Raw genomic sequence first — 19,867 nt, 5'->3', positions numbered from 1 at the left:
GTGCCGTGCGCTCACCCCAGTACCCGGCGACCCTGCGTCGCCGGTGGTCGGCCGACCTGACGCCGGACCAGCTCTACCGCCTGCTCAAGCTGCGCTGCGACGTGTTCGTGGTGGAGCAGAAGGCCGTGTACCAGGACCTGGACGGCCGCGACCTGGAGCCGGGCACCCGACACCTGTGGCTGGAGGCCGACGGCTCACCGGAGCCGGTGGCCTACCTGAGGCTGCTGGAGGAGCCCGGCGGCGGGTTCCGCATCGGCCGGGTCTGCACGGCCCGCGCCGCCCGCGGCCGCGGCTACAGCCGCCGGCTGGTGGACGCGGCGCTGGCCGAGGTGGGCCGGGCCGACTGCGTGCTGGACGCGCAGACCTACGTGGTCGACTTCTACGCCTCGTTCGGCTTCGAGCCGCAGGGCGCGGAGTTCACGGACGAGGACGGGATACCGCACCGGCGGATGCGCCGGTCTCCGTGATCACCCGCACGGCCCGCTCGACGTCGGCCCCGGTGAGGTCGGCGCGGGCGGTCAGCCGCAGCCGGGAGACGCCGTCCGGCACCGAGGGCGGCCGGAAGCAGCCCACGGACACGCCCCGGGCCCGGCACTCCTCGGCCCAGCCGAACGCCGCCTCGGGCGAGGGCGCCCGCACCGACACCACCGCCGCGGTCGGCGTGCTGACCGACAGCCCCGCCTCGCGCAGCCGGAACGCCAGGTCCTGGGCCACGTCCAGGGCCCGCGCGGGCCGGTCCGGCTCCTCGCGCAGCACCTTCAGCGCGGTCAGCGCCGCCGCCGCGCCGGACGGGGCCAGGCCGGTGTCGAAGATGAACGTGCGCGCGGTGTCCACCAGGTGCTTGACCACCCGGCTCGGCCCGAGCACCGCCCCGCCCTGCGCGCCCAGCGACTTCGACAGCGTCAGCGTGGTCACCACGTCCGGCGCCTTGGCCAGGCCCGCCGCGTGCACCGCGCCGCGCCCGCCCTCGCCGAGCACGCCCAGGCCGTGCGCGTCGTCCACGACCAGGGCCGAGTCGTGCTCGCGGCAGGCCGCCAGCAGCTCGGCCAGCGGCGCGAGGTCGCCGTCCACGGAGAACACCGAGTCGGTCACCACCAGCGCCCGCCGCTTGCCGCGGGTGGCCAGCGCGTGGGCGACCTGCGGCACGTCGCAGTGCCCGGCGACCACCACGTCGGCCTTGGACAGCCGCGTGCCGTCGATCAGCGAGGCGTGGATGTGCTGGTCGGCGACGATCGCGGTGCCCGGTCCGGACAGCGCGGCCAGCGCGCCGAGGTTGGCCAGGTAGCCGGAGGAGAACACCAGGGCCGACTGGGCGCCGCAGAAGTTCGCCAGCTCGTACTCCAGCTCGGTGTGCAGCTCGGTGGACCCGGTGACCAGGCGGGACCCGGTGGACCCCGCGCCCCAGCGCAGCGCGGCCGCGGCCGCCGCCCCGGTGACCCGCTTGTCGCGGGCCAGGCCCAGGTAGTCGTTCGAGGCCAGGTCGAGGTCCGCGGATTCGGCGGGGCGGGGCCGGACGCGGCGCGCGAGGCCGGCCTTGGCGCGGGCCCCGGCGCGCGTGTCGATCCAGTCGAACACCGACTCACCTGTGCGCACACTCACGCCGGCAGTGTCGCACCCGGCGGCTACCGTGCCGGCGTGGACCTCTTCCAGCCCGGACCGGCCGACCTGCGGTCGCTGCGCGAGCGGGCGCCGGTGCACCGGGACGGGCGCACCGGGCTGTGGTTGGTCAGCCGGTACGACGACGTGCGCGCGGTGCTGGCCGACCCGCGCCGGTTCCGCCCGGACAACGCGCTGACCGCGGTGGTCCCGATCCCCGGCCCGGTGCTGCGGGAGCTGGCCCGCGCCGGGTTCTCGCTGCCGCCGACGCTGGCCAACAACGGGACCCCGACCCACGCCGCCCTGCGCCGGCTGGTCGCCCGCTTCCTCACGCCCGCGCGGGTGGCGGCGGCGGGGCCGCGGATCGCGGAGCTGACCGCGGCGCGGCTGGCCGGGCTGACCGGGGTGGTGGACCTGCACCCGGCGCTGGCCCGCGACCTGCCGGCGGTGGTGCTGCTGGAGGTGCTGGGCATCCGCGACGTGGACGTGGCCGCGCTGAAGGCGTGGAGCACCGCGTCGCTGGAGCTGTTCTGGGGCGACGTCTCGCCGGCGCGGCAGCGGGAGCTGGCCGGGCCGGCCGCCGCGTTCCACCGGTGGCTGACCGGGCGCATCGAGGTCGCCGACCCGCGCGGCGACGACCTGTTCGGCGCGCTGCGGGCCCGGGGCGTGCCGCTGCGGGAGGCGGCCGGGCTGTGCTACTTCCTGCTGATCGCGGGCCAGGAGACGACGACGCAGCTGCTGTGCGCGGCGTTCCACGCGGTGCTGCGGCACGGCGACCTGTGGTCGCGGCTGCCCGAACCCGGCCTGGCGGCCGCGTGCGTCGAGGAGGTGCTGCGCCGGGAACCACCGGTCACCACCTGGCGGCGGGTCGCGGCCGAGCCGGTCGTGCTGTCCGGCGTCGAGGTCCCGGCGGGCGCGCCGCTGCTGCTGATGCTCGCGGGCGCGGGCTCGGACCCCGGCGCGTTCGAGGACCCCGAGCGGTTCTGCCCCGGTCGCCCGAACGCCCGCGCGCACCTGGCGTTCGGCCACGGCAGGCACTTCTGCCTCGGCGCGGGCCTGGCCCGGCTGGAGGCGGAGGTGGTGCTGCGGGAGACCGCGCTGCGGTTCCCGCGCCTGCGGCTGGCCTCGGCGGACCCGCCGCCGGTGCTGGGCCTGCTGTCGTTCCGGGCGCCGCTGACCGTCGAGGTGGACCTGGGGGACCGGGACGGGCCCGCCGGCGAGGCGGCCGCCCGGCGGCTCGTGGCCCCGGGCGGGGTCGGCCGGCGGTAGCGCGTCGACAGCGCGTCGACGTCCCGGGACGCCTCCACCGGCCTGGTCCGCGGCGGTGCCGGGGGCGTGCGGCCGGTCCCGGTGTGATCGCGCTCGCGTCCCCGGGGCTTGGAGCCGCCGGCCGCAGGTGCGACGATGCCGGGGCTGTAGGGGTGCGCGAGGAAGCCGGTGCGAATCCGGCGCGGTCCCGCCACTGTGACCGGTTCACCCCGGGAGCCAGGAACTCGCCCCCCGACGTCATCGCTACCGGACCCGGGCGTGGACACCCGAGGAAGGACACCGCCGCATGGGCGCGCGTTTCCCCTTTTCCGCCGTCGTCGGACAGGACGACCTCCGCACGGCGCTGCTGCTCAACGCCGTGCACCCCGGTATCGGCGGGGTGCTCGTCCGAGGTGAGAAGGGCACCGCGAAGTCGACCGCGGTCCGCGCGCTGGCCGCGCTGCTGCCCGGCCTGGACGTGGTGCCGGGCTGCCGGTTCGGCTGCGACCCGGCGGTGGCGACCGACTGCCCGGACGGACCGCACGCGGCGGGGTCCGAGCGGCGGCCCGCGCGGCTGGTCGAACTGCCGGTCGGCGCGACCGAGGACCGGCTGATCGGCTCGCTGGACCTGGAGCGCGCCCTCACCGAGGGCGTGCGCGCCTACCAGCCGGGCCTGCTGGCCGCCGCCCACCGGGGCGTGCTGTACGTGGACGAGGTCAACCTGCTGCACGACCACCTCGTGGACCTGCTGCTCGACGCCGCCGCCATGGGCCGCGCGCACGTGGAGCGCGAGGGCGTGTCCGTGTCGCACGCCGCGTCGTTCCTGCTGGTGGGCACCATGAACCCGGAGGAGGGCGAGCTGCGCCCGCAGCTGCTGGACCGGTTCGGCCTGACGGTCACCGTCCGGGCCGCCCGGGACGTGCCCACGCGCACCGAGGTGGTCCGGCGGCGGCTGGCCTACGAGGCGGACCAGGACGGGTTCGCCGCGCGCTGGGCCGAGCAGGACGCCGCGCTGGCCGCGCGGATCGTCGGGGCCCGCGCCCGGCTGGCGGCGGTCGTGCTGCCGGACGCCGAGCTGCGCCGCATCTCCGCGATCTGCGCCGCGTTCGAGGTGGACGGGATGCGCGCGGACCTCGTGGTCGCCCGCACCGCGACCGCGCACGCCGCCTGGCGCGGCGCCGACGAGGTGGCGGAGGAGGACGTGGAGGCGGCCGTGCGGCTCGCCCTGCCGCACCGCAAGCGCCGCGACCCGTTCGACGAGCCGGGGCTGGAGGAGGAGCAGCTGGACGACGCACTCCGGCAGGGCGAGGAGGCCGCCCGGGAGCCGGACGGGCCCGACGGCGGCCCCCAGGACGGCCCTGACGGCGATCCCGACGACGAGGGACCCGACGACGGCGGCGGCGGCCCCGGCGGCGGTCCGGGGGACGACGTGCCCGACGGTGATGGTGCGGAGCTGCCGGGTCGCCCGCCCGAGCAGCCCGCCGGGAACGGCGGCGGCCCCTCCGCCGAGCGCACGCACACCCCCGCCCCCGCCTTCCGCGCCCGCCTGCTCCAGGTGCCCGGCGTCGGCGACGGCGCGCCCGGCAAGCGCTCCCGGGCCCGCGCCCGCACCGGCCGCGTGGTCCGACCCTCCACAGTGGACGGATCGGGTCTGCACCTGCTCGGCACGCTCGCCGCGGCCGCGCCCCACCAGGCCGCCCGGGGCCGCGGCGGTCCCGGCCTGGAGCTGCGCGGATCGGACCTGCGCCGGTCGGTGCGCGAGGGCCGGGAGGGCAACCTCGTGCTGTTCGTGGTCGACACCTCCGGGTCGATGGCCGCGCGGCAGCGGATGTCCGCGGTCAGCGGCGCGGTGGTCTCCCTGCTGCGCGACGCCTACCAGCGGCGCGACAAGGTCGGCGTGGTGACGTTCCGGGGCCGGGAGGCCACCGTCGCCCTGCCGCCGACCCACTCGGTGGACGCCGCGGCGGCCCGGCTGCGCGCCCTGCGCACCGGCGGCCGCACCCCGCTGGCCGACGGCCTGCTGCGCGCCCGGCGCGTGCTGGGGACCGAGCGCGTGCGCGACCCGCGCCGCCGCGCGCTGCTGGTGCTGCTGACCGACGGGCGCGCGACCGCCTCCGGCACGGGCGGCGACCCGCTGCGCGACGCCCTGCGCGCCGCGGGCCTGCTGGCCGCCGACCGGGTGGCCGCGGTGGTCGTGGACTGCGAGCACGGCCCGATCAGGCTCGGCCTGGCCGGGCGGGTGGCGGGCGCGCTGGACGCCGCGTGCCTGCGCCTCGAAGAGCTGTCCGCCGACCAGGTCGCCGGCGTGGTCCGCGCCGCCCGAGCCGCGTAGGAGCCGAAGATGCCCCAAGGCCAACCGTCCGCCGTGCCCGTCGACGGGCTCACCACCCGGCAGCGCCGCAACCGGCCCCTGGTCGTCCTGCACACCGGGGAGATGAAGGGCAAGTCCACCGCCGCCTTCGGCCTCGCCCTGCGCGGGTGGAACCAGGGCTGGTCCATCGGTGTCTTCCAGTTCGTCAAGTCCGCCAAGTGGAAGGTCGGCGAGGAGTCGGCCTTCCGCGCCCTGGGCCGCCTGCACGAGCAGACCGGCGAGGGCGGCCCCGTCGAGTGGCACAAGATGGGCGAGGGCTGGTCCTGGTCCCGCAAGCAGGGCACCGAGGACGACCACGCCGCCGCCGCGCGGGAGGGCTGGCAGGAGATCGCCCGCCGGATCCGGGACGGGCGGCACGGGCTGTACGTGCTCGACGAGTTCACCTACCCGGTGCACTGGGGCTGGGTGGACGTGGCCGAGGTGGTCGAGACCCTCCGCGACCGGCCCGGCCACCAGCACGTCGTCATCACCGGCAGGCACGCGCCCGCCGCGCTGGTCGAGGCCGCCGACCTGGTGGTGGAGATGACCAAGGTCAAGCACCCGATGGACGCGGGGCAGAAGGGCCAGAAGGGGATCGAGTGGTGAACCGGCTGGTGGTCGCCGCCCCCGCCTCCGGCAGCGGCAAGACCACCGTGGCCACCGGCCTGATGGCGGCGCTGCGCCGGGCGGGCGACCGGGTGGCCCCGTTCAAGGTCGGCCCCGACTACATCGACCCCGGCTACCACGCGGTGGCCACCGGCCGGCCGGGCCGCAACCTCGACCCGGTCATGGTCGGCGAGCACCGGGTGCCCGCCCTGTTCGCGCACGGCGCGCGCGGCTGCGACCTGGCCGTGGTCGAGGGCGTGATGGGCCTGTTCGACGGGCGGGTGGACACCGAGGGCCTGGGGTCCACCGCGCACGTCGCCAAGCTGCTGTCCGCGCCCGTGCTGTTCGTGGTCGACGCCCGGGGCCAGAGCCGCAGCCTGGCCGCCCTGCTGCACGGCTTCCGCGGCTACGACCCGACCGTGCGGCTGGGTGGCGTGGTGCTCAACCAGGTCGGCTCCCCGCGCCACGAGCAGGTGCTGCGCGGCGCCTGCGCCGAGGTCGGCCTGGAGGTGCTGGGCGCGCTGCCGCGCGACGACCGGTTCCGGCTGCCCTCCCGCCACCTCGGCCTGGTCACCGCCGCCGAGCACGGCCCGGCGGCGGTCGAGGCGGTGGAGGCCATCGCGGACTCCGTGGCCCGGCACGTCGACCTGGACGGGGTGCGCCGGCTCGCCGCCGAGGCCCCCGCGGTGACCGCGACCGCCTGGGACCCCCGGGAGGAGGCGGGCCCGGCTCACGCCCACGGCTCACCGGTGATCGCGGTCGCGGGCGGCGCGGCGTTCACCTTCGGCTACGCCGAGCACGTCGAGCTGCTGGCGGCGGCGGGGGCGGAGGTGGTCGTGCTCGACCCGCTGCGCGACGAGGCCCTGCCCGCGGGCACGGCGGGCCTGGTGCTGCCCGGCGGGTTCCCCGAGCAGCACGCGGCCGAGCTGAGCGCCAACGAGCGGCTGCGCGAGGACGTCACCCGGCTGGCCCGCGCCGGCGCGCCCGTGCACGCCGAGTGCGGCGGCCTGCTGTACCTGGCCAAGTCCCTCGACGGCGCGCCGATGTGCGGGGTGCTCGACGCGGACGGCGCGATGACGCCCCGGCTCACCCTGGGCTACCGCGACGCGGTCGCGCCGCACGACTCGGTGCTCGCCCGGCCGGGCGCCCGGATCACCGGCCACGAGTTCCACCGCACCGCGCTGAGCGTCCCGCACGGCGCGAAACCCGCCTGGCGGTGGCGCGGGCACGACCTGCGCCCGGTGGCCGAGGGGTTCGTGCTCGGCGGCGTGCACGCGTCGTACCTGCACACCCACCCGGCGTCCGCGCCGGGGGCCGTGGCGCGCTTCGTGCGGGCCTGCGCGGCCGGGGCGGCACCCGTTGAGGCCACTCGATAGTGGAACCCCCGAACGCGGTACGGTCCATGCCCACCAGCCGAACGCGTCATGGGGAGCAGTGGTGATGACTGGTCGGGTCTCCTTCGTGGGCGCCGGTCCCGGCGCCGCCGATCTGATCACCGTGCGCGGCGCCAGGCGGATAGCCGAGGCGGACGTGGTGCTCTGGGCGCCCGCCGTGGTCGAGGCCGAGTGCGTGCGCGAGCACGCCCGCCCCGACGCCGAGCTGGTCGACTTCTCCCGGGTGCCCGAGCCCGAGGTGGTGGAGCTGTACCGCCGCGCCGCGGCGGGCCGGCTCAGGGTGGTGCGCCTGCACGCGGGCGACCCGGCGCTGTGGGGCGGGCTCAACGAGCAGCGGGACGTCTGCCGGCGGCTCGGCCTCGACACCGAGGTGGTGCCCGGCGTGTCCCAGGTCTCCGCGGCGGCCGCGTCGGTCGGCCGCGAGCTGACCGCGTCGGACGTGGCGCAGTCGCTGGTGCTGGTCGGCCCCGAGACCGCCGAGCACGTCGAGGCGTTCGCCGCGCACGGCACCACGATGGCGATCTCCGCGTCCGGCGCGCGGGCCGGCCAGGTGGTCGAGCGGCTGCGCGCCGGCGGCTACCCCGACGACACGCCCGTCGTGGTCGCCTACAAGGTGTCCCTGCCGGACGAGACGGTCGTGCGGACCACGGTCGGCGGGCTGGAGGCGTGCGTCAAGGAGCACAAGCTCTACCGCACCACGCTGCTCCTGGTCGGCAAGGTGCTCGCGCCGCCCGCGCCCCGCGGCCGGTCCGCCGCGGTGGTGGTCGAGGGCGACGAGCCGGTGCGCCGGTCGCGGCCGTCGCGGTGGGCGCTGCGCGCCGGCCGGTCGGCGGGCGAGCGGTCGGGTGAGCGGACGGCCGAGCGGTCGACGGGTGACTCGCCGTCGGCGGCCGCGTGGTCGGCGGTGCACGACTGGCAGGAGACCGCGCGCAGCAAGCGCGCCGCGGCCAGGGTGCGGGACGAGCCGGTGCTGGACCTGGTGATCGGCACGGGTGAGCCGGAGGACCGGGAGGACCGGGAGGACCCGGCCGGCCCCGTCGACACCCGGGACCCCGCCGAGGACCCTACCGAGGACCCCACCGAGGACCCCGCCGTCCCGGCCGAGGACGTGGACACCGCCACCGTCGCCGGCGAGCCCAGGCCGAAGCCGGTGGTCGCCGCCGCCGCGAAGCCCAAGCCGACCACGGTCCGCGCCAGCACGACGCCGCGCACGCCGCGGACCAAGAAGAGCAAGCGCGCCCACTGACGTGGACGTCGTCGCGCTGCACCGGTTCGTGACCGGGGCGGGTCGGTCCTGGGCGGACGTGACCGCCGTCGACGCCGCCGCCGTCGGCGAGCGGCACGCGCTGAACGTGTGCCGGGCGCGCCCCGCCGTCGTGGTCTCCGGCGCCGACCCCGCCGCGCTCGGGCGCGGCCTGGCCGGGTGGCGGCCCACATCGGTGGTCGACCCGGCCGCCGGCGCCGCCACCGTGGACCCGGCGGACGCCGTGGTGCGCCGCTGGGAATCGCCGGGCGCGGTGCTCTGCCTGGCGGAGCAGGACTTCGCGCCCGCGCCCGGTGGCTGGGCGCTGCCCGACGACGAGTTCGCGCACCGCGCCGGCACGGTCGCCGCGGTCGAGGTGCGGGCCCTGGCGCTGGCCCGGCTCGCCCCGCGCCCCGGCGTGCTGGTCTGGGACGTCGGCGCGGGCCCCGGCGCGGTCGGCGTGGAGTGCGCCCGGCTGGGCGCGGCGGTCGTGGTGGTGGAGCGGGACCCGGTGCAGTGCGTGCGGATCATCGCCAACGCCTCCGCGCACGGCGTGGACGTGCGGGTGGTCGAGGCGGAGCTGGGCGAGGCGGGCGAGCTGCCGACCCCGGACGCGGTGTTCGTCGGCGGCGGTGGCCCGGAGGTGGTGCGCCGGGTCGCCCGGTCGGGCGCCCGGCGGGTCGTGGTGGCCACCCCGCGCCTGGACCGCGTGGTGCCCGCCCGGGACGCGCTGGCCGGGGCCGGCTACGAGGTCGAGGGCAGCCAGCTGTCCGCCGCCCGGCTGGTCGGCGGCTCGCTGCTGGCCACCAACCCGGTGACCGTGCTGTGGGGGAGGAAAGAACCGTGATCGGGATCTTCGCCGCGGGTGCGGCCGGCCGGCGCGCCGCGGTCGAGCTGGCCGGGTTCCTCGGCCCCGACGCGGTGGTGCCGGACGGTCCGGTCGGGCCCGCGCTGCGCCGCCTGTGGCCGCTGCTGGGCTCGGCGGTGTTCTTCCTCGGCACGGGCGCCGCCGTGCGGCTGGTCGCGCCGCTGGTGCGCGACGAGCGGTCCGACCCCGGCGTGGTGTGCGTGGACGGCGGGTTCGCCGTGGCGCTGCTGGGCGGCGCGGACGCGCTGGCCGAGCGGGTCGCGGACGTGCTGGGCCTCCAGGCGGTGGTGACCTCCGCGACCGCGGACTCCCCGCTGGACGAGCTGGTGGAGCTGCTCGACGCCACCGTGGAGGGCGACGTCGCCGGGTGCGGCGAGGCGATCCGGCGCGGTGAGCCGGTGCTGCTGGCCAACCCGCTGGGCTTCCCGCTGCCCGCGATGCCGGACAACGTCGCCGGGACCGGGACCGGCGACCACGGCCACGACCACGACCGGGCGTGGACCGTGCTGGTGGACGACCGGGTGCCCAAGGGCCCGCCGAGGGAGCGCGTGGTGCGGGTGGTGCCGCGCACCCTCGTCGTCGGCGTCGGGTCGAGCACCGGGGTGCCCGCGTCGGCCGTGTCGGCGGCGCTGGCGCGGCTCCAGGAGGAGGGCGGCCTGGACCTGCGGGCGATCCGGGCGTTCGCCACGCTCGACCGCAAGGTGGCCGAGCAGGGCATCGCGGACGCCCTGGAGGACTGGGGCTTCTGGCACGACTCGACCACCGCGCCGCTGCTGACCTACCCCGGCGCGGAGCTGGCGGTGATCCCGGTGCCCAACCCGGCGGAGCTGGCCATCGGCATCCCGAGCGTGGCCGAGGCGGCGGCGCTGCGCGGCGCGGCGGAGCTGTCCGGCGGCGGGCGGGTGGAGATCGCCGCGGAGAAGGCCAAGGGCGCCGGGGTGACGGTGGCCGCGGCGCGCGTGCTGCCGCGCGGCCGGCTGGCGCTGGTGGGCCTGGGTCCCGGCGACGCGGACGAGCGCACGCCCCGGGCCGAGGCCGAGCTGCGGCGGGCGTCGGTGGTGGTCGGCAGCGAGGAGTGCGTGGCGCGGGTGCGGCACCTGCTGCGGCCCGGCACGCGGGTCCGCGCGGACGGCGCGGTGCGGCTGGCCGAGGCCGGTGCGGCGGTGGCGTTCGTGGACGTGGGCGCCGGCCCGGTCGTTACCGGCCCGGTTCGGGCGGATGTCGTGCGTGTGACGGGTGTCACCGGTCAACTGTGAAGTCTCCGGTCCCCTTCGAAAGTTGGTTGTCCGCTTCGCCGTCTTGGTCCTAGCTGTGAGGGGTGCGCCACACCAGGCGCACCCCTGCTCGGAAGGATCGACATGGCGAAAACCCTGCATCGCCTGATCACGTCGTTGGTCGCGGCCGTGGCCGCGGTGGGCCTGATGACCACGGCCCCCGCCGCGGCGTCCACGTCCGACGGCGTCTCCCCCTACGTCGTCGGTGGGTCCCGCGTGTCCACCAGCACCTACCCGTGGGTGATCTACCTGGCCACCAGCAGCGGCGGCCAGTTCTGCGGCGGCACCCTGGTGGGCGCCACCAAGGTCGTCACCGCGGCGCACTGCGTCAGCGGCCGCTCGGCGTCCAGCACCCGCGTGGTGCACCGCCGGGACGACAAGCAGAGCACGGCGGGCACCGTCGCCACGGTGTCGCGGATCTGGGTGCACCCCAGCTACCGCACCGCCAGCTCCGGCTACGACGTGGCGGTGCTGACCCTGGGCACCAGCCTGCCCGCGCCGTACCTGCCGCTGGCCACCCCGTCGGACACCGCCCTGTACGCGGCGGGCACGAACGCGACCATCCTCGGCTGGGGCACCACGTCCTCGGGCGGCTCGGCCTCGCGGTACCTGCTCGGCGCGACCGTGCCGGTGACGTCCGACGCGACGTGCCGCACGGCGTACTCCAACTACAGCTCCACCGCCATGGTGTGCGCCGGTTACCCGCAGGGCGGCGTGGACACCTGCCAGGGCGACTCGGGCGGCCCGCTGGTGGCCGGTGGCAAGCTCATCGGCGCGACCTCGTTCGGTCGCGGCTGCGCGCTGGCCGGCTACCCGGGCGTGTACGCGCGGATCGGCGCCTACTACTCGGCGATCGCCGCGCAGCTGTAGGCGGCACCACCACCGCCGCCGGGCTGTAGGCGGCACCACCACGACGTGCCCACGACCGGGTTGCCTCCCGGTCGTGGGCACGTCGTTCGTGTTCGATGCGCGGGTGCGTCCCCCGCTGCTGGTGCTCCCCCTGCTGCTCCTGCTCCCCTTCCCGCTCCTGGCCGCCACCGCGGCGTCCGCCTCGCCGGGACCGGGCTCGCGCCCGGCCGGCCTGCACTCGTGCGGCGCCTCGGTGCGGGGCGACTCCGGCACCGGCTGGTGTTCCGGCTCGGGCGCCTTCCGCCTGGTGGTGGCCTGCGACGACGGGGAGTTCGCGCGCAGCGCCTGGCTCGACGTCCACGGCGACCGGGGCACGGTCGGCGTCTCGTGCGTGGCCGGTTCCCCGGCGGTCGGCGCGGAGATCGAGCACGGCGAACCGTGATGTGACGCACGCCCGTTGGACACCACCTGCCTGGCGTGGATGCTTCTACCCATGCACGGTGAACAGCACTACCTGGTGGGCCTGGACCTGACCGGACGCCGGGTCGTCGTCGTGGGCGGCGGCACGGTCGCCCAGCGCCGCCTGCCCAGGCTGGTCGCGGCGGGGGCCGCGGTCGAGGTCGTCTCGCCCGCGGTCACCCCGGCCGTCCAGGGCATGGTGGACGGCGGCGAGGTGGCCTGGCAGCCCCGCGAGTACGCCGACGGCGACCTGGACGGCGCCTGGTACGTGCTGGCCTGCACCTCGGACCCCGTGGTCAACGCCCGCGTCACGGCCGACGCCGAGGCGCGCCGGGTGTTCTGCGTGCGCGCGGACGTGGCGGTGAAGGGCACCGCGGTGACGCCCGCCGCCGGCGAGCACGACGGGCTGCTGCTGGGCGTGCTGGCGGGCGGTCAGCACCGCCGGTCCGCGAGCGTGCGCGACGGGCTGCTGGCCGCGCTGCGCGACGGTTCCCTGGCCGACCACCACGACCAGCCCGCGGGCGTGGCCCTGGTCGGCGGCGGACCCGGCGACCCGGACCTGATCACGGTGCGCGGCCGGCGGCTGCTGGCGCGGGCGGACGTGGTGGTGGCGGACCGGTTGGGGCCCCGGGAGCTGCTGGACGAGCTGCCGCCGCACGTGGAGGTCGTGGACGCGGCCAAGATCCCCTACGGCCGGGCCGCGACGCAGGACTTCATCAACTCGACGCTGGTGGACAACGCCAAGGCGGGCAGGTTCGTGGTGCGCCTCAAGGGCGGCGACCCGTACGTGTTCGGGCGCGGGTTCGAGGAGCTGATCGCGTGCGCCGAGGCGGGCGTGCCGGTCACCGTCGTACCGGGCGTGACCAGCGCGTTCGGCGTGCCGGCGCTGGCCGACGTGCCGGTCACGCACCGGGGCGTGGCGCACGAGGTGGTGGTGGTGTCCGGCCACGTCGCCCCGGACGACCCGAGGTCGCTGGTGGACTGGGACGCCCTGGGCCGCCTGAGCGGCACCGTGGTGATCCTGATGGGCGTGGAGCGGGCGGGGGCGTTCGCGGCGGCGCTGCGGGCGAGGCGGCCCGGCGACACCCCGGTGTCGGTGGTCCAGGAGGGCAGCACCCGGTCGCAGCGCGTCCTGTCGTCCACATTGGACTCCCTGGGCGAGGACGTGGTGGCGCACGGCGTCCGCCCGCCCGCGATCATCGTCGTGGGACCGGTCGCCGGGCTGGCGCGCGAGCTGCCGTTCCGCTCCTGAGCGACACCGCCCCGGCGGCCCGCCTAGTCTGCACGGCGTGGCGGTGTGGGTGGGGCTGGCCAGGGTGAGGTTCGCGTACTCACCGGTGTTCGAGACGGTCATGGCGGTGGACGGCCTGCGCACGCCCGGCGCGCACGCCGTGCACCTGCCGTGGGCGCACCAGGGCCCGGCTGCCGGCGCTGCTGGAGGCCCCGCGCGGCACGGCGGACCTGGCGGCGGCGCTGGCCGTGACGGCGGGGGCGGTGTCGCAGCACATCGCGGTGCTGCGCGCGGCGCGGCTGGTGACGACCAGGCGGGAGGGCCGGCACGTGTTCCACGTGCGCACCACCCGCGCCGACGCGCTGCTGGGGTGAGCGGCTAGGCGGGCGCCCCGCCCTCGGCCAGCTCACCGCCCTCCAGCCGCAGCCACCGCCGCACGCCGATCCCGGCCAGGAACCGGTCGTCGTGGCTGACGACCACGAAGGCGCCCCGGTAGGCGTTCAGCGCGCTCGTCAGCTGCTCCACGCTGACCAGGTCCAGGTTGTTCGTCGGCTCGTCCAGCAGCAGCAGCTGCGGCGCGGGTTCGGCGCACAGCACGCACAGCAGCGTCGCCCGCAACCGCTCCCCGCCCGACAGCACGCCGACCGGGAGGTGCGCCCGGTCGCCCCGGAACAGGAACCTCGCCAGCAGGTGCATCACCTCCGAGTCCGCCAGGCCCGGCGCGGACGACCGCAGGTTCTCGGCCGTGCCGCGGTCGAGGTCGAGCAGGTCCAGGCGCTGCGACAGGTGGGCCACCCGGCCCCCGGGCCGGCTCATCACCCCGCTGTCGGGGTCCTGGAGCCCGGCCACCAGCCGCAGCAGGGTGCTCTTGCCCGTGCCGTTGGCCCCGGTCAGCGCGATCCGCTCCGGACCGCGGACGACCAGGTCGACCCCGGCGCCCGCGAACAGCTCCCGCCCGCCCACCGCGACCCGCAGCCGCTGGCCGTGGAACACCGTGCGGCCGGCGGGGACCTCGGTGCCGGGCAGGGACAGCGCGATCACCGGGTCCTCGCGCGCGGCGCGGTCGGCCTCGTCGAGCCGGGTCCGGGCGGCGTCCACGCGCTGGGCGTGCTGGTCCTCGGCCCGCCCGGCGGACGCCTGCGCCCACCGCTTCAGGTTGCCCTGCGCGATGCGCGGGATGTCGGCGCCGGCCCGCGCCCCGGTGCTCGCGCGGCGGGCGGCCCGTTCCCGGGCCTGCTGCATCTCGCGCTTCTCCCGCTTCAGCTCCTGCTCGGCGTTGCGCAGGTTCTTCTCCGCGACCTCGCGCGACGCCTGCTTCGCGGCCTCGTAGGAGGAGAAGTCGCCGCCGTGCAGGCGCAGCTGCCCCGGGCTCAGCTCGGCGACGCGGTCCACCCGGTCGAGCAGCGACCGGTCGTGGCTGACCAGCAGCAGGCAGCCGCGCCAGTCGCCCACCACGGTCTCCAGCCGCCGGCGGGCGTCCCGGTCGAGGTTGTTGGTGGGCTCGTCGAGCAGCAGCACGTCCGGCCGCCGGAGCAACTGGGCGGCGAGGCCCAGGGAGACGACCTGGCCGCCGCTGAGCGTGCCCAGGCGCCGGTCCAGCGCGACGTCGCCGAGGCCGAGCCGGTCGAGTTCGGCGCGGGCGCGCTCCTCGACGTCCCAGTCGCCGCCGACGGCGGCGAAGTGCTCCTCGCTCGCGTCGCCGGACTCGATCGCGGCCAGCGCGCGGACGACCGGGGCGATGCCCAGCACCTCGGCCGCGGTCAGGTCGGCGGTCAGCGGGAGCGACTGCGGCAGGTAGCCCAGCACGCCGTCGACGACGACCGCGCCCGCGGTGGGCGCGAGTTCGCCCGCGACGAGCTTGAGCAGCGTGCTCTTGCCCGCGCCGTTGGGCGCGACCAGCCCGGTGCGGCCGGGGCCGGCGGTGAAGGTCAGGTCCCGGAAGACGGGCGTGCCGTCGGGCCAGGAGAAGGACAGGGAGGTGGCGGTGATGGAGTTCTTGGACACGTGTGGGAGCCCTCGTGCGCGGTACGGGCGGCCGCCCGTCGGGTGGAAGGGTGGACGACGGGAGCACGACCGGTAGCGGTGTCACCGCACTGCGCGGGCACCGCCGGTCGTGGTTCCGGGTATCACCCGGAGACGTCGTCTTCCGCCACCAACAAGGGCGCGAACTCCCTGGAGAACTCGTTCGGGCTGCCGAGCCTAGCAGCGCCGGCACGGCGAACGGCCGGTCCTCACCTGGGTGAGAACCGGCCGTTTCACTCGTTCGTGTAGACCCTCAGTGCTGGACTCTCAGTGCTGGACTCTCAGCGCTGGACTTCTCAGCACTGGACCCTCAGTGCTGGGCCACCCGGCGCGGGCGACCGCCCGTGCGGTCCCGGTCACGGCCCTGGTCGGAGCGACCGCCGCGGAAGCCGCCGGCGCGGCGCGGTCCGCCGACACCGCCGCCGCCACCACTGCCACCGCGACGACCCCGGACGGGGATGATCTCGGGCTCCGCCACCGGAACACCGCTGGGCACCTGGGCGCCCGTGATCCGGATCAGGTCCTCGTCACCCGGGCGCACCTTGGTCGAGGCGGGCCGGACGCCGGCGCGGGCGGTCAGGCCCTGGACGGCGCGCCGCTGGTCGTGCGTCACCATGGTGACCACGGTGCCCGACTGGCCGGCGCGGGCGGTGCGGCCCGCCCGGTGCAGGTAGTCCTTCGGGTCGGCGGGCGGGTCCACGTGCACGACCAGGCTCACGTCGTCCACGTGGATACCGCGCGCGGCGACGTCCGTGGCGATGAGCACCGGCGTGCTGCCGTCGCGGAACTGGGCCAGCACCCGCGTGCGCGCGCTCTGGGCCTTGCCGCCGTGCAGCGCGCCCGCCCGCACGCCGACCGACCGCAGCTTTTTGGCCAGGCGGTCCACGTGGTGCTTGGTGCGCACGAACATGATCGTCCGGCCCTCGCGGGCGGCGACCTCGGTCACCACGGACTGCTTGTCGTCGGCGGAGACGAACAGCAGGTGGTGCTCCATCGTGGTGACGCTGCCGGTCGGCGGCGCGACCGAGTGGACCACCGGGTCGTGCAGGTACTGGCGGACCAGCTTGTCCACGTCGCCGTCGAGCGTCGCGGAGAACAGCATCCGCTGGCCGTCCTGCGGGGTCAGGTCGAGGATGGCGCGCACCTGGGGCATGAAGCCCATGTCGGCCATCTGGTCGGCCTCGTCCAGCGCGGTGAACATGACCTCGGACAGGTCGGCCGTCCCCTGCCGCACGTGGTCGGAGAGCCGACCGGGCGTGGCGATCAGGAGGTCGACGCCGCGGCGCAGCGCGTCGACCTGGCGGGGGAACGACGTGCCGCCGACGACCGTGCGGCACCACAGGCCCAGGGACCGCGCGAACGGCGACAGGGCCTCCTCGACCTGCATGGCCAGCTCGCGCGTCGGCACGAGCACCAGCCCGCGCGGCTTGAGCGGCTTGGCCCGGCCACCGGCCAGGCGGGACAGCAGCGCCAGGCCGAACGCGAGCGTCTTGCCCGAGCCGGTCTGGCCGCGACCCAGGAGGTCACGGCCGGCCAGCGCGTCCGGCAGCGTGGCGGCCTGGATGGGGAACGGGTCGGTGATGCCCGCCTGGGCCAGGGCGCGCAGCAGCTCGTCGGCCAGGCCCAGTTCGGCGAACGAGGGCAGCGGGCCCTCGGGGAGGGTGCTCTCGACGTGTTCTGGAACGGTGGTCGTCAGCTCCGCGACGGGAGCCGGACGACGGTTGCCCTGGCCAGGGCGCCTGCTGCGGGAACCACCGCGGTACTGCGGGCGCTCGGAACGGCCTTGGGACGTATGCGGCAAAACAAACCTCCGGGACACGGCACGTCTCGGCGGATTGCTCTGCACGGGTTGAGCAGGCGCGATCGCGGGACGGGCCCGGCGCGCGGTCCGCGCCGATAGTGGTTGGGAGCACCACCGGCCACTCTGGCGGCCTGGGGCGCTTCGTGGCGCCACCGGGCGGTGCACTACCCAGTGTAGCTGATCACGGCGGGCTCCGGGGCACGACGTCCGTCCGGCGTGCTCACGGGGGTTCGGGGTCACCCGATCGGGGCGGCGGCGCACCCCACCGGGCGCACGCGCCCGACGAGGTGCGCCGGGGCGTGGCGCGCGGCCGGAACCCGCCGCGCGCCACGCGGTTCAGCGCAGGCCGGCGAGGTCCAGCAGCTCCCGGGTGACCTCGACCGGCTCGGCCAGCTCGGGCGGCAGCCCGCGCCCGGTGAACCAGCCGGTGACGTTGCGCACGTCGCGCTCCAGGAACTCCGGGCCGTGCGGGTTGGCCGCCAGGTCCACCACCTGCGGCAGGTCGATCACGACCAGCCGCCCGTCGTCGACCATCAGGTTGAACGCGGACAGGTCGCCGTGCGCCAGGCCCGCCGAGGCCAGCACGCCCAGCGCGTCCACCAGCTGCCGCCACAGGTCCAGCAGCTCGTCCGGCTCCGGCCGCAGCTGCGCGAGCCGGGGCGCGGCCGCGCCGTCGGAACCGACGAACTCCAGCAGCAGCTCGGTGCCGTCCCGCTGCACCGGGTAGGGCACCGGCGCGCCCAGCTGCCACAGCCGGGTCAGCGCGGCGAACTCGGCCACCACCCACCGCTCCGCGATGAGGTTGCGGCCGAACGCGCTGCGGTTGGCCATCGCGCGCATCTCGCGGGAGCGCCGCATCCGGCGGCCCTCCAGGTAGCCCGCGTCGCGGTGGAACATCCGGTGGTCGTTGCTGCGGTACCGCTTGGCGGCCAGCAGGCACGACCGGTCGGCGCCGGGCGTGGCGCGCTCCAGCAGGAAGACGTCCGCCTCCTTGCCGGTCTTGAGCACGCCCAGCTCGCGGTCCACCGCGGCCAGGTCGGTGACCAGCCACGACGGGTGCGGCTTGGGCCCCTGCTCGGCATCGCCCCAGGTGGACCACCGGTCGCCGTCCGGCGGGACGTCCGCGACCTGCGCGTCCGCCCGCATCTGGACGAGGCGGTCCTTGGCCTCCTCGGTGAGCCGGCCGCGGCGCTCCGGCGCGACCCCGTCGTCCCGGCGGGACCGTCGACGGGTCTTCCCGGTCCGCCAACGCACGTCGTCGGCGTGGTCGAACCCGGTTTCGAACTCGCTGTACTGATCGTGCTCGCGCACTGGTGATCGCTCCAGGTGAAGGGGGTGATCGCCCCACCCGGCGCGCGGCGTTGCCGGTTCGCGTCAGGCGGGCGGGGCGAGCGGACGGGTCGGTGCCACGTCCCGGACGGCAATGGCCATCTGGCACCTCCTCTGGTCCGCCGTGGTCTTGCCACCACCGGCGCTTCACGCGTTCACGCACAGGTTGCCCGGCCGCTCGGCGCGGGCGCAACCGGTTTTACCGCCGGTCCACCCGGTAGCCGGCGCGGTTGCCCCGCCACGCCTCGCCCAGCTCGCCGATCACCTTCGAGTCGTGCCGCAGCACGCGCTCGTCGTGCCACTGGGTGGCCAGCGGCGCGGCGGCGAGCATCCGGCGGCGGGCCGTGGTGCTGAACCCCACCAGCGCGGCCACCGCCTCGTCCACCTCGTCCCCGGCCAGCGGTGGCGGCGCGTCGTCGTCGGGCAGGCGCAGCGCGGTGTCCGCGAACGTGGCGGTGGTGCCGAGGTCGCGGGCGAGCTGGTGCTCCACCGACGCGGCGTTGCCCTGCCGCCGGTGCCACGTCTGGTCCGCCAGGGCCAGCCGCAGGCCGAGCAGCCGGGCCAGGCACAGCCCCGACCAGACCCGCTTCAACGCCTCGGGGGCGTCGAGCGCGGCGGCCTCCAGGTCCTGCGTGTGGTTCCTGAGGAGGGCCGGAGTCACCACGTCGGCGGGTGTGTCGGGGCTCACGCGGCCATTCTGGCATTCCCGTCACGAGAGGTGACAGGTCACTGCGCTCTGTCACACTTATGGCCGCTCGCCCGGAGCGGGGAGGACCGCCGGTGCTCCGTGGGCGGAATCCGCGCCGCGGCGGTGGAGTGCCGGCGCGGCACCGCCGCCGGACCACCCGCTACACCACCAGGTCGGCCGTCCGCGGCCCGGTCGGCTCCAGCCGGAACCCGGCCCTCGTCACCACCCGCGCCAACCCCCTGAGGTCGGCCGGCTCGGCCCGCGACCGCACCAGCGCGCGGGCGAGCCGTCCCTTGTGCGCCTTGTTGAAGTGGCTCACCGCGTTCCGCCGCCCCCTCTCGTCCTCGGTCACCACCCGCACCACCACCGCTCCCGGCACCCGCGCGAACGAGGTGTAGGGACTGGACCGCAGGTCCACCACGAAGTCGTCGGCGACCGCGAGCAGCGGCTCCAGCGCCGGTCGCCACAGCGCGGCGAACGGACCGGTGGCCGGCAGCGCGCTCCCGCCGGACAGCCGGTACGCCGGCACCGGGTCACCACCGCCCAGCAGCCCGAACAGCGCCGACGCGACGGCCAGCCGCCGGAACGCCCGCTCCCGCTCCACCCGCGTGAACGACCCCGGGGCGAGCGCGTCGTAGAGCACGCCGGTGTAGCGCGCCAGCGCTGGCAGGGTGGGGGAGCGGCGCAGTTCGGCGTTGCGCGCCACCTCGCCGGACTGGCGCTCGGACAACCCGAGCGCGACCAGGCTGGCGGGGACGTCGGCGGCGAGGTCGACCAGCGCGTCCACCAGCCCGTCGCGCACCGGGTTCAGCTCCGGGTGCGACAGCAGGTCGAGGTCGAGCGGCGCGCCGGACCCGCCCTCGGCCTTGGTCTCCGACGGTGGCAGCAGTACGAGCACGACGGGCGAGC

18 protein-coding genes and 1 riboswitch are annotated in these 19,867 nt (G+C 76.6%); of the genes, 12 read left to right on the top strand and 6 right to left on the bottom strand.

The genetic code is table 11. From position 1 onward, the window contains the following. Positions 1-5: 5 nt before the first annotated feature. Complete coding sequence (locus tag ACFP3R_RS26915) at positions 6-467, top strand: GNAT family N-acetyltransferase (RefSeq protein ID WP_380639603.1); 462 nt, start codon at positions 6-8, stop codon at positions 465-467. Here the strand turns inward: ACFP3R_RS26915 and ACFP3R_RS26910 are convergent. Continuing rightward, the gene (locus ACFP3R_RS26910; RefSeq protein ID WP_380639601.1) at positions 418-1,599 is read right to left on the bottom strand and encodes an 8-amino-7-oxononanoate synthase; all 1,182 of its coding nucleotides are present in this window, start codon (positions 1,597-1,599) and stop codon (positions 418-420) included. The two genes, ACFP3R_RS26915 and ACFP3R_RS26910, sit on opposite strands and share 50 nt — an antisense overlap. Positions 1,600-1,635: 36 nt before the next feature. Between ACFP3R_RS26910 and ACFP3R_RS26905 the strand changes: the two genes are divergently transcribed. From ACFP3R_RS26905 to ACFP3R_RS26855, 11 genes are all read left to right on the top strand, one after another. After that, a complete protein-coding gene (locus ACFP3R_RS26905) occupies positions 1,636-2,865 on the top strand; it encodes a cytochrome P450 (RefSeq protein WP_380639599.1) in 1,230 nt (409 codons plus the stop codon). Between the two features lie 108 nt (positions 2,866-2,973). Continuing rightward, positions 2,974-3,111, top strand: a riboswitch (cobalamin riboswitch). Positions 3,112-3,151: 40 nt separating this feature from the next. After that, the gene (locus ACFP3R_RS26900) at positions 3,152-5,176 is read left to right on the top strand and encodes a putative cobaltochelatase (protein WP_380639597.1); all 2,025 of its coding nucleotides are present in this window, start codon (positions 3,152-3,154) and stop codon (positions 5,174-5,176) included. Positions 5,177-5,185: 9 nt separating this feature from the next. Next, entirely contained in the window at positions 5,186-5,800 is a 615-nt protein-coding gene (gene cobO, locus ACFP3R_RS26895) for a cob(I)yrinic acid a,c-diamide adenosyltransferase (protein WP_380639595.1), read from the top strand. After that, positions 5,794-7,176: a cobyrinate a,c-diamide synthase gene (locus ACFP3R_RS26890; protein WP_380639593.1), complete on the top strand. Its 1,383-nt coding sequence runs from the start codon at positions 5,794-5,796 to the stop codon at positions 7,174-7,176. Before cobO ends, ACFP3R_RS26890 begins: the two co-directional genes overlap by 7 nt. 64 nt (positions 7,177-7,240) lie before the next feature. Further along, complete coding sequence (locus tag ACFP3R_RS26885; RefSeq protein ID WP_380639591.1) at positions 7,241-8,440, top strand: SAM-dependent methyltransferase; 1,200 nt, start codon at positions 7,241-7,243, stop codon at positions 8,438-8,440. Between the two features lies 1 nt (position 8,441). Continuing rightward, positions 8,442-9,284: a bifunctional cobalt-precorrin-7 (C(5))-methyltransferase/cobalt-precorrin-6B (C(15))-methyltransferase gene (locus ACFP3R_RS26880; protein WP_380639589.1), complete on the top strand. Its 843-nt coding sequence runs from the start codon at positions 8,442-8,444 to the stop codon at positions 9,282-9,284. Further along, positions 9,281-10,561 carry a cobalamin biosynthesis protein gene (locus tag ACFP3R_RS26875; protein WP_380639587.1) on the top strand — a complete coding sequence of 427 codons (1,281 nt, stop codon included), beginning with the start codon at positions 9,281-9,283 and terminating at the stop codon, positions 10,559-10,561. The genes ACFP3R_RS26880 and ACFP3R_RS26875 overlap by 4 nt, the downstream gene beginning before the upstream one ends. Before the next feature lie 102 nt (positions 10,562-10,663). Beyond that, a complete protein-coding gene (locus tag ACFP3R_RS26870) occupies positions 10,664-11,449 on the top strand; it encodes a S1 family peptidase (protein ID WP_380639585.1) in 786 nt (261 codons plus the stop codon). A 73-nt stretch (positions 11,450-11,522) separates the two neighbouring features. Further along, on the top strand, positions 11,523-11,870 hold the full coding sequence (locus tag ACFP3R_RS26865; RefSeq protein WP_380639583.1) for a hypothetical protein: 348 nt from the start codon (positions 11,523-11,525) through the stop codon (positions 11,868-11,870). A 51-nt stretch (positions 11,871-11,921) separates the two neighbouring features. Continuing rightward, on the top strand, positions 11,922-13,139 hold the full coding sequence (cobA, locus tag ACFP3R_RS26860; RefSeq protein WP_380639582.1) for a uroporphyrinogen-III C-methyltransferase: 1,218 nt from the start codon (positions 11,922-11,924) through the stop codon (positions 13,137-13,139). Positions 13,140-13,309: 170 nt separating this feature from the next. Beyond that, entirely contained in the window at positions 13,310-13,492 is a 183-nt protein-coding gene (locus ACFP3R_RS26855) for an ArsR family transcriptional regulator (RefSeq protein WP_380639693.1), read from the top strand. Between the two features lie 4 nt (positions 13,493-13,496). On the opposite strand, the gene ACFP3R_RS26850 is transcribed toward ACFP3R_RS26855, so the two are convergent. From ACFP3R_RS26850 to yaaA, 5 genes are all read right to left on the bottom strand, one after another. Beyond that, on the bottom strand, positions 13,497-15,122 hold the full coding sequence (locus ACFP3R_RS26850; protein ID WP_380639581.1) for an ABC-F family ATP-binding cassette domain-containing protein: 1,626 nt from the start codon (positions 15,120-15,122) through the stop codon (positions 13,497-13,499). 328 nt (positions 15,123-15,450) lie between these two features. Further along, positions 15,451-16,941, bottom strand: coding sequence for a DEAD/DEAH box helicase (locus tag ACFP3R_RS26845; RefSeq protein WP_380639580.1), 1,491 nt, complete (start codon positions 16,939-16,941; stop codon positions 15,451-15,453). Between the two features lie 336 nt (positions 16,942-17,277). Then, entirely contained in the window at positions 17,278-18,252 is a 975-nt protein-coding gene (locus ACFP3R_RS26840; protein WP_380639578.1) for a serine protein kinase RIO, read from the bottom strand. A gap of 217 nt (positions 18,253-18,469) precedes the next feature. Beyond that, positions 18,470-18,958: a hypothetical protein gene (locus ACFP3R_RS26835; RefSeq protein ID WP_380639577.1), complete on the bottom strand. Its 489-nt coding sequence runs from the start codon at positions 18,956-18,958 to the stop codon at positions 18,470-18,472. A gap of 160 nt (positions 18,959-19,118) precedes the next feature. Continuing rightward, on the bottom strand, positions 19,119-19,856 hold the full coding sequence (yaaA, locus tag ACFP3R_RS26830) for a peroxide stress protein YaaA (RefSeq protein ID WP_380639575.1): 738 nt from the start codon (positions 19,854-19,856) through the stop codon (positions 19,119-19,121). Positions 19,857-19,867: the final 11 nt, after the last annotated feature.

The organism is Saccharothrix lopnurensis (assembly GCF_042658445.1).
GTDB lineage: Bacteria > Actinomycetota > Actinomycetes > Mycobacteriales > Pseudonocardiaceae > Actinosynnema > Actinosynnema lopnurensis.
Note: the sequence above shows the minus strand (reverse complement) of the source record. Positions and strands in the feature narration are given on the sequence as shown.